Source organism: Chlorobium sp. KB01 (assembly GCF_001975465.1).
Taxonomy (GTDB): Bacteria; Bacteroidota; Chlorobiia; order Chlorobiales; family Chlorobiaceae; genus Chlorobium.
This window is the reverse complement of record NZ_MPJE01000109.1, coordinates 1-15581: the sequence shown is the minus strand read 5'-3', so window position 1 is coordinate 15581 and position 15581 is coordinate 1. Positions and strand designations below refer to the sequence as shown.

The following is a 15581-nucleotide window of genomic DNA, read 5'->3' as shown; positions in this document are numbered from 1 at the left end:
TCGATTACGTCGTTATCCCGACGTATCGGGATCGTACTCAAACCGCTTACGAAAATTCATAGAGGCGCCCTGATGGCATTTCAATCAAATTCTTCAGACTCTAAAAAAACTTCAGGGCCTCTAATAATCAATCTTTCTTTTCCGGCATAGGCCGTTTCTCAAAGACCGAATCAATGATGCCGTAATCAAGCGCCTCCTGGGCATTCATCCAGCGATCACGCTCGGAGTCCTCGCGTACCTGCTTGACATCCTTGCCGGTATGGCGGGAAAGCAGTTCATCAAGCAGTATGCGAATCTTCTCTATCTCACGCGCCTGGATGATAATATCGGTCTCCTGACCATGTGCTCCGCCTGAAGGCTGATGGATCATGATCCTTGAGTGAGGAAGCGAGGCTCTCTTGTCTTTGGCTCCGCTGGCAAGCAGAAAGGCGCCCATGCTTGCCGCCATGCCGACACAGACCGTCGAAACATCGGGGCGGATATACTGCATGGTGTCGTAGATGCCCAGACCGGCAGAGACACTGCCGCCAGGAGAGTTGATATAGATATAGATATCACGCTCGGGATCCTCCGACTCAAGAAAAATAAGCTGGGCCATGATGAGTCCTGCAACATGCTCATCAATACCGTTGCCAAGAAAAATAATCCGCTCACGCAGCAGTCTCGAAAATATATCGAATGCTCTTTCGCCACGTCCTGAAGTCTCTATAACCATGGGAACAAGCGAACTGTTTATTCCCTGTCCTATCGCTCCGGAATACATGGTTCTGGCATGGTGCTCAAAACCGAAATTGATATTTGCCATAGTTTCCCTGACGTTTGATTTAGGTTAATTTCGCAAAACAACCGGAAGAGATTGAAGATCAGCGAAGCGCTCACCTTTTTTCAATCCCTGATACAAAATTTTAAAATACATAGTGATAACAACAAATCAAGAACTCCGGTTCCAATTAGCAAAAAAGGATCCGTTTTCGCAAAAGGGGATCACTTGCGTATATTCACGCTTGGCATAAGGTGCCCATAACTTAATTTTTACTCTCCATGCAGGTACGACTCATTGCGGTTACCGCTCCGCTCATCCAGATTGATAACCAGCAGCTCACCCCTGAAGGGCTGATCGCCTACTGCGCAAGAGTATCAAGCCCTCACCAGGAGAGCACAGACTATCAGAAGCTGCTGACCTACTGTATTGCCCATAAGCACTGGAGCGTCTTTGAGATGGTTGACATGACGGTGGAGATTGTGACGTCAAGAGCCATCTCGCCACAGATCCTTAGACACAGAAGCTTTCAGTTCCAGGAGTTTTCACAACGCTATGCCCGGGCCCAGGAGATTGAGCGCTACCAACCACGTCGTCAGGACAGCAAAAACCGTCAGAACTCTCTTGAAGACCTTGACTGCGAAACAGTTGCATGGTTTGACGAGGCACAGAAGAGAGTCGCCCGGCTGACTCTTGAAGAGTATGACAGGGCTCTGGAGAAAGGGATTGCCAAGGAGTGTGCAAGAGTGCTTCTGCCGATGGCAACGCAGACAAAGCTCTATATGAAAGGATCGATACGAAGCTGGATTCACTATCTGGAGGTAAGAACGGATAGCAGTACGCAGAAGGAACACCGGGACATAGCCCTTGAAATCAAAAAGATTTTCATGGCACAGTTCCCGGTTACCTCAGCGGCGCTTGGCTGGAACTAAACCTTAAGCATATCGAGGAGCGACACCATCCGGCTTTTCAGCTCCTTGCGATGCACGATCAGATCGACAAAGCCGTGTTCAAGCAGAAATTCGGCACGCTGGAACCCTTCAGGAAGATCCCGCTTGATGGTATCGCGAATCACTCTGGGGCCTGCAAATCCGATAAGCGCTTTCGGCTCACTGACATTGATGTCACCGAGCATGGCAAAAGATGCACTGATGCCGCCCATGGTAGGATCGGTCATCAGGGAGATAAAGGGAAGCTTGCGTTCACTGAGCCGGGTCAGCCGGGCGGCAGTTTTGGCCATCTGCATGAGACTGAAAGCGCCTTCCATCATGCGCGCACCGCCGGACTGGGCAATAACCACAAGCGGAGCATCAAGCTCAAGGGACTTGTCAACCGCACGGGCTATTTTTTCACCGACAACAGAGCCCATTGAGCCGCCGATAAAGCCGAAATCCATAGCGGAGATAACAAGCGGACTGCCTCCGCACTCTCCGTGGGCATTGCGGCATGCTTCGGTTTTTCCGGTTTTTTCAATAATAGCCTGAACACGGTCCGGATATTTTTTGGTATCAGTAAAGGTGAGCGGATCGGCTGAACGGAGATGATCGTCAAATTCAGTGAATTTGCCGTTGTCAAGAAGAATTGAAAAATATTTATATGGAGAGATCCTGAAATGATGGCTGCACTCCGAACAGGTGAAAAGGTGATCTTCAAGCTGTTTTTTATGGAGCATCGCTCCGCATTCATCACACTTCCACCATAAGCCTTCCGGCATATCACGCTTGTGGGTCGTACGTATTGAAGGTTTTACCCGCTGGAACCAAGCCATTTTCTGAATTTGGACTAAAGGTTATACATTAAAGCTCAAGATATAAAGTCCGCATGAGATCTCAAAGGCAGCCTGAAAGAACCATCATTACCGACACATGAACAGGGAGCTTCACCATTGCTGAACGTCAGAAAACTTCTCTCTTCGGCTGCACTCGCTGCTGCTCTGCTCTCCATCGTGACAGGCACGGCCTTAGCCGCACCATCTCCGACCACTACACTCTATCCTGATACGCTTCGACTCCCGATGCACCGCCTCGCGCTTTTTCACGCCATGCGGCCTGCAAGAAAAACGGTCGGTCTGGCACTCTCCGGTGGCGGAGCAAACGGCATCTCGCAGATCGGCGTACTCAAGGCTTTTGAGGAGGAGGGCGTTCCGATTGACTTTATCGCCGGAACAAGCATGGGCGCAATTATCGGCGGACTCTACAGCTCGGGCTACACCCCTGCTGAACTGGAAAAACTTGCTCACACGCTGCAGTGGCAATCGATATTATCAATCAACGACGATTACTCCCGCTCAAACATATTCCTTGAACAGCAGCGTATCCGCGATCGGGCCACCATTGCGATTCGTTTTGACAAACTGAAACTGCTTATTCCAAAATCGCTGAGTTCATCGCAGGCAATGACCGAAACGCTCGACCAGCTCGCACTGAACAGCATCTATAAGGCGGATGGCAACTTCTCAACACTGCCGGTCAACTACCGGGCGATATCGACGGACCTGGTCTCGGGAGTGCGCATAACCATTACTTCAGGCTCCCTCTCTGAAGCGATGAGGGCGAGCAGCACCATTCCGATTCTTTTTGAACCGGTCAGGCGTGACGGCTATCAACTGGTTGACGGAGGACTCGTGGCAAATCTTCCGGTTGATGAACTTGATTCGGTGAACGCAGGGTATAAAATTGCTGTCGATACCCATGGTTCCATGTACTCCACAAGCAGTGAGCTCGACCTGCCATGGAAGGCTGCCGATCAGGCGATGAGTATCCTGACCAAACTGCAATACCCCGCACAGCTTCAAAAAGCCGATATCGTTATTACGCCTGATCTTGACAAGCACAAGGCTACCGATTTTTCTGATATCCAGGCACTTGTAGATGCCGGATATGCAAAAGGTAAATTTCTTGCCGCAACCATCAAGCGGAGTATAGAACAGAAAACAGGCCGGGGCCCGTCGATTGCCGGTTATAGCAAAACCGTGCTCTTCCCGAAAGAGAGCCCGGAATTCCGTGAACACTATCTCATTGTATCCGGCATCATCCGCAACGCAACCGATCCCTCACAAGCCCTTCATGAGCTGCTTGAAACCGACCTCTTCACAAGCGTTCACGCAGAACTTGACCATCACCGCAAAAAAGCAGTTTTTCATCTCGACCCGCTTCCGGGAATAAAAAAGGTTTTGGTAACGGGGGGGCCTGACAAGGCAGTTACACCCGAAGCGATCACAACCGCGTTCAAGCCGGTAACGGCATCACTCTATACCAACAGAGCAGGCTCCCGAGCACTTGAATCACTCATAAAACAATACCGGGAGAGAGGATTCAGCCTGGTAGCGATAGAAAGCACCTCCCTCGATGATAACGGGACACTGCTGATCAACCTCTCCTCGGGCAAACCTGACGGCATTGCCATAGATCAGAGCCGGAACATTACCGGAATAACCGCCATAAAGAGAGAGATCAAAATTGATACCACCAGAGCGCTCCGCATGGAGAAGGCAATTGAATCTGTCGATAACCTTTATGAAACGGGCTCCTTCAACAGGGTCTCCATCTCCCCGGAGTCTTCAGGCACTTCTGACAGTAAAAACAACTCCCGGCTTCGGTTTACCCTCGAAGAAAAACCCTCATCGGTCCTCCGGCTCGGGGTGCGTTATGATGAAACAAACAATGCCCAGATTCTGCTGGATGTGAGAAACGAAAACGTCGGCGGCACCACAAGCTCTGTCGGCGGCTGGCTGAAGGCAGGAAGACAGAACAGCCTCATGAATCTTGAGTTCAGCATCCCACGGATAGGTCCCTCACACCTGACCCTCTCCTCCCGTCTTTTTTATGGCCAGCATCTCTTTGAAATCCATAATCTCGAATTCTCCAGAGAGTTTTTCGGTGCCCACTCCAACGATCTGAACTATTATGGCATCCAGAAATATGGCATAAACACCGCATTCGGGGCGCGAATCAGAAAAAACGGTCAGCTCATGGTTGATCTTACCCTCCAGAACTCCCTCTCCTACGCTGCACAGCGGGGAGGCACCCTCCTGAAAACAGAAAGTACGGATATGCTCTCCTTCGGCACACAGTTTACGCTTGATTCAAGAAACAACACCCTGATTCCCTCATCGGGAAACTATACCAACCTCAGGTATTCCGTCACGCCATCACTGCAGGAGAGGGGTGATGTTGCCTGGCAGATATCGGGCGCCCACGAAGCAAACATTCCGCTCAGGGATAACACCACCCTGCAGCTCTCGGCGCTGATAGGTTTGAGCAGCAGCTATACACCGCTCTCGGAGAAATTTTTCCTCGGCGGACCCGGTACAACCTACAGCCGCCGATTCATCGGCTTGCGTGAAAACGACCTTCCGGGTAACAATATGGCCTCGGCAGGAATCCATATCCGCTACAAACCCTCATTTGTCCTGCTCTTCCCGACTTCGTTCATTCTGCACTACAATGCGGGAAATGTATGGGAAAGCCGGAGTGATATCGATCTGAGCTCACTCATCCATGGAGCCGGAACCAGTATGATTTGGGAGACCCCTCTCGGACCGGCAAGATTTACCCTCTCAAAGGCATTTGCATTTCTTGAAACAGTTCCCGGCTCCGTACCCTCATCACTGAGATTCTCCGACACCCTTTTTTATTTCAGTCTTGGTCATGACTTTTGAGTCGAACTATTTTGTATTTTTACACGCCGGCAGGAGTTGCGGTACTACGACAATTTTCACTTCATAACAAAGGAAACCTGTAGCGTGGAGAGAGCGAAGAGACCCCATATTCTGGTCTGTAACGATGACGGCATTGAAGGCGAAGGGATACACGCGCTTGCTGCGGCAATGAAAAAAATCGGCAGGGTCACCGTGGTGGCTCCTGCTGAACCACACAGCGGGATGAGTCATGCCATGACACTCGGTGTGCCATTGAGAATCAAGAAATTTTTCAAAAACAGCCGTTTTTTCGGCTACACCGTCTCCGGAACACCGGTTGACTGTATCAAGGTTGCACTCAGTCATATTCTGCCTGAAAAACCTGACCTGATCGTCTCCGGCATCAACTACGGCAGCAATACGGCAACCAATACCCTCTACTCCGGCACGGTAGCCGCGGCACTTGAAGGGGCAATTCAGGGAATAACCTCTCTGGCTTTTTCACTGGCAACCTATGAGCATGCCGATTTCACCTATTCCGGAAAATTTGCACGCAAACTGGTAAAAAAAGTGCTGCTTGAAGGCATTCCTCCGGACACCGTTCTCTCTGTCAATATTCCCAATGTACCGGAATCCCTGATTTCCGGGGCTGTTATCACCCGGCAGGGTCGATCCCGATGGGAGGAGAGTGCCATTGAACGAAATGACATGTACGGCAATCCTTACTACTGGCTGAATGGCACCCTTCGCTTGCTTGATAAGGATATACGCGACGATGAATTTGCCGTGCGGCAGAACTATGTGGCTATCACACCGATCTCCTGTGACATGACCAACCACAGCCTTATCGGCACCCTTGAACAATGGAACCTGCAAAAATAACAATGTGAACACCTTTCTTCTCGACTACCGCCATATCCTGACACCAAAGAAGGGATTTTCAAAGCTTTTCCGCGACTATACCTCAGAGGGCCCTGAACGTGCCGCCCTGATTGCCGACTGCTTTCACCTTGACTACCAGAAGGAGTCGGACTACTACCGTCAGCTCGGCATGCTCGGATCGAGAAGGTTTGACCGGGATACCCTTTCCGCCATGCTTTCGCGACAGAATACCCGCTTCGGCTGCAATGAGCTTCACCTCAGGGAGATCGAAAAGCTCCGCTCACCGCGATGTATGGCCATTGTAACCGGTCAGCAGCTCGGACTCTTTACCGGACCGCTCTATACCATCTACAAAGCCCTCACCGCCATTGTGTTTGCCGAACGCCAGAAGGTACTCTTTCCCGAATATGACTTTGTACCGATCTTCTGGCTCGAAGGTGAAGACCATGATTACGAAGAGTCTGCCCATACCGCGCTTTTCTCGGAAAACAGGGTGACTCATTTCCGCCAGGAGCCCTGGCGCCGGATGGCGGACCAGATGGTTGCCAACAGCTCTTTTGGAGAGGATATCAGCCGCACCGTCGAGGAGTTTCTCCTGCTCCTGCCGGACTCCACACACAAGGAGCGTGTTACAAAAATTCTTACGGAGTGCTATTATCCCGGAAATACCTTCGAGATGAGCTTTGCATCCACCATGATGCTGCTCTTCAGCGATCACCCCCTGATACTGCTTTCCACCCAGGATCCCGATTTCAAAAGGCTCTCCGCCAATATCTTCCTGAAGGAGCTCTCAACGGCACCGGCATCATCCTATAATGTAGTTGCCCAGAGTTCCCGGCTTGAAAATCTCGGCTATGCAGCCCAGACAAAACCAAGAAGCGTCAACCTCTATTTTCTTAACACACACGGTCAGCGTCAAAAAATCGAGCACGGCTCAGACGAATCCTTCTCGATTACCCCCGACAGACAGCGCTACTCAAAACACCAGATGCTTGAGCTCTGTCAGGACCATCCGGAACAGTTCAGCCCCAATGTGGTTCTCCGGCCGATTGTCCAGGACTATGTTCTGCCGACATTTGCAACCATTGCAGGCCCCGGGGAGATAAGCTATCTGGCACAGTACCGTAAAAATTACGAGCACTTCGGCATCAGCATGCCCTTTATCATTCCGAGAGGCAGCTTCACGCTCGTAGAGCCAAAAATCAGCCGCATTATGGACAAGCTGCTTCAGGTAACCGGCAAACCCGGATTCTCACGAAAACAGATATACAATGCCGTCTTCAGCGACCTGCAGCAGCTGAAAAAAAATGCGGTCGGTATAGCTGAAAATCCTCAGCTTGACGCCCTGTTTGAACAGAGCAAGGAGGAGATTCGCCGGACATTTGCCGCCCTCAGGCCAATACTCTCCAAGATTGACCCGACCCTTGAACCGCTTCTTGCGGCATCAACCGTTCAGTCAGAAAAAATTGTCGAAGTCATTGAACAGAAAGCCTGGAAGGCAAGCCGAAGAAAGCATGAGGAGCTGCTTGAGCAGATCCTTAAAGCTGAGACATCGCTCTTTCCGGAAGGAGTACCCCAGGAACGGTTGATCAATATTTTCTACTATCTGAATAAATACGGCACGGAATTGATTGATACCCTGAAAAATCTGCTGAGCGGGCACTCAACAGAGTCACATATTATTGTCGAACTGTAGGCAGCAGGGCTTCACGCAAGGGCATTATACCGACACGGCGGGACTCTGTGCGCCTCGCCTTCAAACCGTGCATGACAGCTTGTAGCGCTGTTCATAAAACAAAAGCTGCTCACCCCTCCTTCTGATCCTCTTTCTGCAGGATGTGACAGCATTTGCAAACCATGACCTGAAGCTCTTCATTGGCGGCCTCTTCACAGATTCTGTTCACTGCGGCCTTGATCTCCTGACGGTATGGCCTGCTTTTTTGTGATTGCTGCCCCCGTTTTTTATGAATATACTGTGAAACAGCAGCAGGAGTCACACCAAGTTTTTTTGCCGCCTGGGACTGGGTCATGCCGCTTTTCACCAGCTCGATGGCAAGGTCGGCCCTGATCTGCGGAAGATGGTACCAGACAGCTTTTTCACAGGGAAATATCACGATAAAAAATCTTGAGAATTAAAAAGAGATCAGAGAAACCGCTTACCGGCTTTCAACCATGAATTACTCCATAAAAACCATCGCCAGCTGGACGGTTCTTCTGCTCATGATAATACAATTTATACCGTTACGACGCATCAACCCTCCGGTACAGAGCGATCTTCAGGCACCATACGCGGTAAAAAACTCTCTGAAAAAGGGCTGTTATGACTGCCACTCCAACGAAACCGCTTGGCCCGCTCTTGGCTATATCGCACCTGCCTCCTGGCTTATATCCGGCAGTGTCAACTCCGGACGCAATGTTCTGAATTTTTCACTCTGGAACAATAATAAAATTGAAGAAACCGGCCGGCTGAAAAGAAAAATCATCACCGTCCTCTCTCATGGCCGGAATCATCAGAACCTCTACTACACCCTGAAACCGGAAAAGGCATTAAACCCGAAAGAGAGCCTTGCCGTGGTGAGCTGGCTTGACTTATCGTACTGATGAGCCTGAAACCCGGAACTAAAAATTAAGCGCATAGCCATCAGGATAAAACCCTTTGATGATCTCCACCACCGCTTCCGGACTCTCTTCGAGATAGATAAATCCAAGATCCTCTTCGCTGATATAGCCTTTCTCCTGCAGCATGGTCTCCTTGATCCAGCGGTAAAAACCATCCCAGTAGCTCTTCCCCATCAGAATGACCGGAAACCGTTCGCTTTTGCCGGTCTGAATCAGTGTTATGGCTTCCGATACTTCATCGAGGGTTCCAAAACCACCCGGCAGGGCTATGAAGGCCTGCGCATATTTCAGAAACATCACTTTCCGGACAAAAAAATATTGAAAGCTGACCAGTTTATCCTGATCGATATAGCGGTTTGGATTCTGCTGGTTGGGAAGCTTGATATTGAAGCCGATGGATACGCCTCCGGCACTCTGCGCGCCCCTGTTCGCTGCCTCCATAACCCCCGGCCCTCCGCCGGTAATCACCGCAAACCCTTCGGCGGCAAGCAGTGTTCCGAGCTTCTCGGCCAGGAGGTATTCAGGGCTGCCTTCAGCCACCCTCGTAGAGCCGAAAACGGTTACAGCCGGACCGGCATCGGACATCGTCTCAAAACCGCTGACAAATTCCGCCATAATTTTGAAGACCCGCCACCCGTCAACCATGAAATCGCTTTCACGGCTAAACCCTGGTCGTTTCGATACAGAGAGCCCGCGTTTTTTTCCTTCATCCTCTGAAGAACCTGGTGCACCTGCCATACGCTTCAACTCCTTTCAGCCGGATACTACAGTTCAAGAAAATTTCTGATGATCTTTTTCCCTTCGGCAGTCATGATCGATTCGGGATGAAACTGGACGCCATAGAGCAGAAACTGCTCCGAATCCATTCCCATAATGACCCCATCCTCTGTCCAGGCCCGGATGGCAAGGGTATCAGGAAGTGTCTCCCGTTCAACAATAAGCGAGTGGTACCTGGTAGCAACGAAAGGATTGTCAACCCCGGCAAAAATCCCCCGGTTGTCATGATAGACCAGAGAGGTCTTGCCATGCATGATACTGGCCGCACGCACCACCTTTCCGCCAAGCGCTGCACCGATTGACTGGTGACCGAGGCATACTCCGAGAAGAGGAATGCGACCCTTCACTTCGTGAATCAGAGGCACTGAAACGCCGGCGTCATCAGGAGTACCCGGTCCGGGAGAGATCACAATCTTGGCCGGAGATCTTGCTATAATCTCCTCGACAGAGAGTTCATCATTGCGATAGACCTCAACCGTTTCACCGGACTCTCCGATATACTGAACAAGATTATAGGTAAATGAATCATAGTTGTCAACAACAAGAATCATGGATATCCGCTTAAACGTTATACAAATAGCTGAAGTGTACGTTCCGTTCCGGCGACAAAACGGAACATGGCCTCATAAGCGCTGCTCATCACAACCTGGCGGCGCTCCATGACCTTTCTTGCCGTCTGAACAGCCCGCTCAATCTCATAGGGGACAAATCCCCTGTGACCACCCCAGGAAAAAGAGGGCACCTCTTTCGGGGGAAACCCTCCATCAAAAACATTTGCCCCGGTTCCGACAACGGTTCCGGTGTTGAACATGGAGTTGATGGAGCTTTTACAGTGATCCCCCATCAACAGTCCGAGAAACTGCAAACCGGTCATCTGTTCGCGGCCATTGAGCAGAAGGGTGATCCGGCTGTAATTATTTTTAAGATCGCTTGTATTGGTACCCGCCCCGAGGTTGCACCATGACGAGATATAGGAGTGACCGAGAAAACCATCGTGCTGTTTGTTGGCAAACGGCTCGATAATGGAGTCTTCAACTTCTCCTCCGATTCGGGAGGCGGTCCCGATAAAAACATTGCTGTATATTTTAGCGCCGATTTTAGCCCGTGACCAGGGGGACAGAAAAACATTCTGCATCAGCACGGCCTGCGGATCCACAACCGCACCGGCACCGATGGCAACAAAACCATCATCGGCATCAAGCACCGCACCGGCGCGGACAACCGCACCGGGACCAACATAGATATTTGAACGGTTAACAATAGCGGCCGCCGGGTGAACATCGCCTTCAATACGACCAAGTTCGAGGGTTGCGGCGTCCCGCTGCAGTTCATCGGTGTGATAGGCAATAACATCCCAGATGTTGCTGATCAGCCTGAACCCCGTAACCGCCTCCGTAACAAGCTCGGCAGCAATCCTGCGGGTGTCGATGAGGTCCGGCATCATACCGGATTCATCGGTAATGAGACTCCTCTGCACCCGGGCAAAGAGCAGATCACTGCCCTGCATATAACCCCTGCCCGATTCAAGGGCACCATCAATAATTATCCCGGCAGCAGTCTCCTCACAGACCAGCCGACCGTTGACCAGAAGCAGATCATCCTCGACCACTCTGTTGATAACACATTCGGGGTGCTGTTCAGCATAGAACGGGGCAAGATAGCGGCGAAGATGCCAGCCAAGCGTCACCTCACCCCGGGTGAAGTGCTCAAACTTTTCGCGAAGAGAGCGAAAACCGGTATGGAGGCCGTAAACCGGCTTGAGATTGACAAGCGGCTTCAGTTCATGAACCCTGGTGTCTTCAAAAATGATAACCTGCATTCTGCAAAGGGCGTATTTTACTATTTACCGTCAGGATATTTACAGCAGCTCGTGTTACTCGATAGTGTGCAGGTAACAAAACTGTGACAAGAACGCGGCAAAAATTCGAGAAAGAAAAAACGGCTGCTGATGGTAAAGGGAAATTCAACAAACCGTAAAGTAAACAGAAAGCCAAAAATGAGGCTATTGACTAAGGTACGACAAATAGAGAAAGTTTTGCAATTCGAGCACATCGGAAGCTGCCGAAAGGAACGCAAGACGTTACACTTTTTTGGGCTCAGAGTCCTCTGAAAGGTCACAGAGCATCGTGATGCCATTTGGCACGACCGATATGGCAACCCTGCCATGAATGTCATCATAGACCTCCCCGTCCATATGCATGACATCGGGCTCCGTCAGTGTGACGTCAACAGCTTTCGCCTTGCAGTAAATCACTTTAGGATCGTTGATCTGGGTTCCGTTGAGGTATTTGAACACGTAGGGGAAAAACTCGAGTTTCGTGATCCCCTTGAGAATACAGACATCCAGCAAACCATCCGTGATTTCGGCATGCGGTGCAATCCGGAACTTCCCGCCCTCAACTTTGCCATTCGAAACCGAAAAAGCAAAAACCGGCTCATCAAGCTCCAGAACAGAGTTTTCAAGCGTGATGGTAATCTTCATTTTCGGTGCCGAATAGCCTGCAAGCACTGTCAAAAGCGCGTAGAGGTAGGCAAGCTCTCCTTTCAGCCAGGGCGCACCCTTGACACTCTTGGCCACCCTGCCGGTAAAACCGATACCGAGGGAGTTGATGAAAAAGCGGTGATCGGAATTTGCGAATGCCACCCTGCCGAGATCAACCTCCCGGCTCCCGGATTTAAAAAAATGGCTGATGCCACGCCGCTGCTTCCTCTCAGGATTCAGGGTTTTGATAAAATCATTACCCGACCCGAAGGGCAATACCCCGACCGTACACCCTTCGCCGGCAACAGCATTGACTACTTCATGAAGGGTACCGTCACCACCGCAGGAAATGATGCTGGTACGCTGACGGTGTTCGGCACGGGCAATCACTCCTGCATGGCCTGCATGAGTGGTTCTGACCATCACGGACTCCTGACTTTCAGTCACAAGGGCTTCAAGCCATGCTGACTTTCGGGAGGCCCGGCCCTTGTCAGCAGCGGGATTGAAAATAAAAAGGTAACGGGAACGGTTCGTCATCCTGAGTACATAAAAAAATCATCTGAAATTCAACTCCTCCCGGAGTGCTGTGCAAGATACGGGTAATGCTCGAACATCCGCTCAAGAATCTGTTCACATGCGGTAGAGAGATCCTCTGCGACACCTTCAAACTCCCTGAAGGTACCGTAATAGGGGTCTGCAACCTCGTCACCGGAACGGCCCTCAACAAACTCCAGAACCCTGTGTATCCGGGGCTGCTCATGAGACGGAAAAAAAGTGAGGATCTCCTCATAATTCTCGTGATCCATGGTAAATATCCAGTCAGACTCATGCAAATCAAGCTCACGGGCACCACGGGCCCGCACTGAAGATATATCAATCCCAAGCGGCTGGAGCACCGCTATGGCACGATCATCAGGCGGGGAACCCTCCCGGTAACTGACCGTACCGGCGGAACTGACTGAAAAAAAGTGCCGGAGATCATGTCGATCAAGCAGATCACAAAAAACACCTTCCGCCATTGGAGAACGGCAGATGTTTTCATAGCAGATAAAAACAACCCTGATTTTATTAATAATATTTTCGTTTTATTATTCAGACAAGATGATTTCTTGCAATAAGAAGAACAAGCACTCTGCTGCAGGTAACATTACATGCAAGTATGAATACAATATCTTGCAAAAACAGGAAATACCGGCACTGCTCATGAAGCGATCCGCTCTACGATATCAACATGAAACGGGTGCTGTCTATAACAAACAGCGCGCAGATCACCGGCATGAAAAAACCTCAGGGGGAGTTTTGATAACAAGCGTTTTGGACTGAAACATGAAAAAATGCCCGGTATCAAAATTGCCCGTACAGGAAAAACCTGAATGGATCTCTCCGCATAGTGAAGATGGCTATAACACCATATTCAAGTGCATCGGACACGATATTGTGCAGATGTCACACCATGCAAACAGGGATATTACTCTTGCCAGCATTAAAATCAAACGGTTTCAGGATGTGCTCACTGATCTTGAGCTGACCGATAAACCCCTCTATATCATTGCGGACTTTGAACATGTAAGAGCCATAGCATACAGGTACAAAAAAGATATGCTCAACTTCAGCTACAATTGGGGCCGCAATATCCGGCTGGTCGTACTCTACAACATACATTCCGATATCGCAATTGAGATGGAAACCTTCCAGTCTCTTTCTTCTGAAAAAACCAGACTTCTCTGTGCTGAAAACTATAGAAAAGCCATAGAGACCGTGCTCTCCTTCAAATCCGGCAAACCCTTCCCTGCCTCTGTGGAAAGCAGCAAGGACAAAAGCTATGAACTGCTCAAAAACGAGTTTCTCGCCGTTACAGTCCGTATGAGTCTCCTGCAGATGACAAACCAGCAGATCAATATACCTCCTGCTGAAAACAGCCTTCATCCTTTTTTCAGGGCAATTAAAAGCCTGCAAAGTGATCTGCATGCCCTCAACAAAGAACATCAGCTGCAGCTGGAACAGTTGAAAACCGAATATGAAGAACAACTATCCAAAACAAATATCCGGTTGAACGCAGAGATCGAACTGAACAGACAAACGATCTGTAATCTCGAACAGGAAAAAAGCTCCCTGAAAGGAAAAATTGCCGTTCAGGAGATTGAGCTCAACAGGGTATCCGCAGCTGTCAATAAAAACAGCACGGTGGCCGAGAAGCTGTGCAGCACCATTCATATCCTTGACATTGACCCTGAAGTAAAACAAAAGATGTTAACGCATTGCAGGGCACTGATTGCAGCGGAAACATTTGAAACACGTTACGTCAATCCGCCGATTGACGTAACCGATTCAGAATTTCTTCTGCAACTTCAGAAAAAATACCCCGGTCTTAATCATCGGGAACTGAGGCTCGCACTGCTGGTAAAAATGAATTACAACAATACGCAGATTGCCCGTACACTCGGCATATCAAAACGCGGTGCTGAAAGCATCCGTTACCGTATGCATAAAAAACTGGGCATCAAAAAACACCAGTCAATCAAGAACTGTCTTCTTGAGATTACAGCACCATAACATCCATCCACTCAACATTGACGATCAGTGGCGTATAGCCTCCAGAGCGGCTCTCACGGAAATACCGGATAAAGTGATACTTAATGGCGTGAATATCTTATAAAGAAGAGTACTTTTTAAAAAAAAGTGTAAAATATGTTCGTTTTAATGAATTTATTACACATATTACACTCACCAACACGTCAAGGCGAATGGCTGTAAAATAAATAAAGACGCAGCCGGTTGGGTCCGGGATTTGAATCTTTGAGCGTTATCGTGACAGATCAAGTCGAACATTGAAAAAAAACCAGATACGTATTACAATGACTACCCATGCAGAACTGAACAAAAAGTCCACTCTCGAATTCGAAAAAGAGATCGCAGAGCTTAAAACCCGGATTGCCACACAGGATATGGAGCTCACAAGAGTCTCGACCGCAATCGCAGAGAAAACCACAGCCCTCCGTAATCTGCTCGACCAGATATACGCGCTGGAAATAGATACCAATATCAAAAGGGAGATGACCGACTCTTGCCTGAGCCTGATCGAGACTGAAACTATTGAAAAACGGCTGAACATCGAACTGACCGAGTCAGACTCTTTCTTTTTATCCAGGCTTCAGAAAAAACATCCCAACCTCAACCAGCGTGAACTGAGAATAAGCCTGCTGGTAAAACTTAACTACGACACAAGGGAGATTGCCCGTTCTGTCGGTATAACGACCAGAGGCATGGAAAGCATCCGCTACAGAATGCACAAAAAGCTTTCCCTTGGAAAACACCAGTCAATAAAAACCTACCTCTCCGATTTCGCTGTATCACTGTAGGGCACTCTATTAATTGTCGTGAGAAGCCCGAGAACAAGGCGGACGGAGCGCAGAAACCGGAGT

Annotated in this window: 14 protein-coding genes and 1 pseudogene; 7 read left to right on the top strand and 8 right to left on the bottom strand. The window is 49.6% G+C overall.

The features are described 5' to 3' along the window. Positions 1-127: 127 nt before the first annotated feature. Positions 128-805: an ATP-dependent Clp protease proteolytic subunit gene (locus BOO20_RS11480; protein WP_076792819.1), complete on the bottom strand. Its 678-nt coding sequence runs from the start codon at positions 803-805 to the stop codon at positions 128-130. Positions 806-1041: 236 nt separating this feature from the next. Between BOO20_RS11480 and thyX the strand changes: the two genes are divergently transcribed. Next, positions 1042-1692, top strand: coding sequence for an FAD-dependent thymidylate synthase (thyX, locus tag BOO20_RS11475; protein ID WP_076792817.1), 651 nt, complete (start codon positions 1042-1044; stop codon positions 1690-1692). On the opposite strand, the gene accD is transcribed toward thyX, so the two are convergent. Further along, entirely contained in the window at positions 1689-2528 is an 840-nt protein-coding gene (gene accD / locus BOO20_RS11470) for an acetyl-CoA carboxylase, carboxyltransferase subunit beta (RefSeq protein WP_076792815.1), read from the bottom strand. The two genes, thyX and accD, sit on opposite strands and share 4 nt — an antisense overlap. Positions 2529-2645: 117 nt before the next feature. Here accD and BOO20_RS11465 point away from each other — a divergent pair, with 117 nt between their 5' ends. The 3 genes from BOO20_RS11465 to bshC all read left to right on the top strand — a co-directional run bounded on the left by BOO20_RS11465 (position 2646) and on the right by bshC (position 7977). Then, on the top strand, positions 2646-5420 hold the full coding sequence (locus BOO20_RS11465; RefSeq protein WP_076792813.1) for a patatin-like phospholipase family protein: 2775 nt from the start codon (positions 2646-2648) through the stop codon (positions 5418-5420). Between the two features lie 84 nt (positions 5421-5504). Next, complete coding sequence (gene surE / locus BOO20_RS11460) at positions 5505-6281, top strand: 5'/3'-nucleotidase SurE (protein ID WP_076792812.1); 777 nt, start codon at positions 5505-5507, stop codon at positions 6279-6281. A 4-nt stretch (positions 6282-6285) separates the two neighbouring features. Next, a complete protein-coding gene (gene bshC, locus BOO20_RS11455; protein ID WP_076792861.1) occupies positions 6286-7977 on the top strand; it encodes a bacillithiol biosynthesis cysteine-adding enzyme BshC in 1692 nt (563 codons plus the stop codon). Positions 7978-8086: 109 nt separating this feature from the next. Here the strand turns inward: bshC and BOO20_RS11450 are convergent, their stop codons facing one another. Then, the gene (locus BOO20_RS11450; RefSeq protein WP_006365344.1) at positions 8087-8395 is read right to left on the bottom strand and encodes a transcriptional regulator; all 309 of its coding nucleotides are present in this window, start codon (positions 8393-8395) and stop codon (positions 8087-8089) included. A gap of 58 nt (positions 8396-8453) precedes the next feature. Between BOO20_RS11450 and BOO20_RS11445 the strand changes: the two genes are divergently transcribed. After that, a complete protein-coding gene (locus BOO20_RS11445) occupies positions 8454-8882 on the top strand; it encodes a heme-binding domain-containing protein (RefSeq protein ID WP_076792810.1) in 429 nt (142 codons plus the stop codon). Between the two features lie 18 nt (positions 8883-8900). Here the strand turns inward: BOO20_RS11445 and BOO20_RS11440 are convergent, their stop codons facing one another. From BOO20_RS11440 to BOO20_RS11420, 5 genes are all read right to left on the bottom strand, one after another. Next, positions 8901-9638, bottom strand: coding sequence for a TIGR00730 family Rossman fold protein (locus BOO20_RS11440; RefSeq protein ID WP_076792809.1), 738 nt, complete (start codon positions 9636-9638; stop codon positions 8901-8903). 26 nt (positions 9639-9664) lie between these two features. After that, positions 9665-10228, bottom strand: coding sequence for an aminodeoxychorismate/anthranilate synthase component II (locus BOO20_RS11435; RefSeq protein ID WP_006365347.1), 564 nt, complete (start codon positions 10226-10228; stop codon positions 9665-9667). Between the two features lie 17 nt (positions 10229-10245). Continuing rightward, entirely contained in the window at positions 10246-11496 is a 1251-nt protein-coding gene (locus tag BOO20_RS11430; RefSeq protein WP_006365348.1) for a GlmU family protein, read from the bottom strand. A 261-nt stretch (positions 11497-11757) separates the two neighbouring features. Then, complete coding sequence (locus tag BOO20_RS11425) at positions 11758-12696, bottom strand: diacylglycerol kinase family protein (protein WP_076792807.1); 939 nt, start codon at positions 12694-12696, stop codon at positions 11758-11760. 29 nt (positions 12697-12725) lie between these two features. Beyond that, positions 12726-13208, bottom strand: coding sequence for a low molecular weight protein-tyrosine-phosphatase (locus tag BOO20_RS11420; RefSeq protein WP_255372207.1), 483 nt, complete (start codon positions 13206-13208; stop codon positions 12726-12728). A 277-nt stretch (positions 13209-13485) separates the two neighbouring features. Here BOO20_RS11420 and BOO20_RS11415 point away from each other — a divergent pair, with 277 nt between their 5' ends. Next, the gene (locus BOO20_RS11415) at positions 13486-14712 is read left to right on the top strand and encodes a hypothetical protein (protein ID WP_076792804.1); all 1227 of its coding nucleotides are present in this window, start codon (positions 13486-13488) and stop codon (positions 14710-14712) included. A gap of 317 nt (positions 14713-15029) precedes the next feature. Next, positions 15030-15518: pseudogene (locus BOO20_RS11410) on the top strand (helix-turn-helix transcriptional regulator); the annotation flags it as partial. Positions 15519-15581 lie beyond the last annotated feature (63 nt).

What these genes read in the sequence shown, in the direction of transcription:
- BOO20_RS11480 (WP_076792819.1), bottom strand. Translation starts at nt 805, where the DNA reads ATGGCAAATATCAATTTCGGTTTTGAGCACCATGCCAGAACCATGTAT.
- thyX (WP_076792817.1), top strand. Translation starts at nt 1,042, where the DNA reads ATGCAGGTACGACTCATTGCGGTTACCGCTCCGCTCATCCAGATTGAT.
- accD (WP_076792815.1), bottom strand. Translation starts at nt 2,528, where the DNA reads ATGGCTTGGTTCCAGCGGGTAAAACCTTCAATACGTACGACCCACAAG.
- BOO20_RS11445 (WP_076792810.1), top strand. Translation starts at nt 8,454, where the DNA reads ATGAATTACTCCATAAAAACCATCGCCAGCTGGACGGTTCTTCTGCTC.
- BOO20_RS11440 (WP_076792809.1), bottom strand. Translation starts at nt 9,638, where the DNA reads ATGGCAGGTGCACCAGGTTCTTCAGAGGATGAAGGAAAAAAACGCGGG.
- BOO20_RS11435 (WP_006365347.1), bottom strand. Translation starts at nt 10,228, where the DNA reads ATGATTCTTGTTGTTGACAACTATGATTCATTTACCTATAATCTTGTT.
- BOO20_RS11430 (WP_006365348.1), bottom strand. Translation starts at nt 11,496, where the DNA reads ATGCAGGTTATCATTTTTGAAGACACCAGGGTTCATGAACTGAAGCCG.
- BOO20_RS11425 (WP_076792807.1), bottom strand. Translation starts at nt 12,696, where the DNA reads ATGACGAACCGTTCCCGTTACCTTTTTATTTTCAATCCCGCTGCTGAC.
- BOO20_RS11415 (WP_076792804.1), top strand. Translation starts at nt 13,486, where the DNA reads ATGAAAAAATGCCCGGTATCAAAATTGCCCGTACAGGAAAAACCTGAA.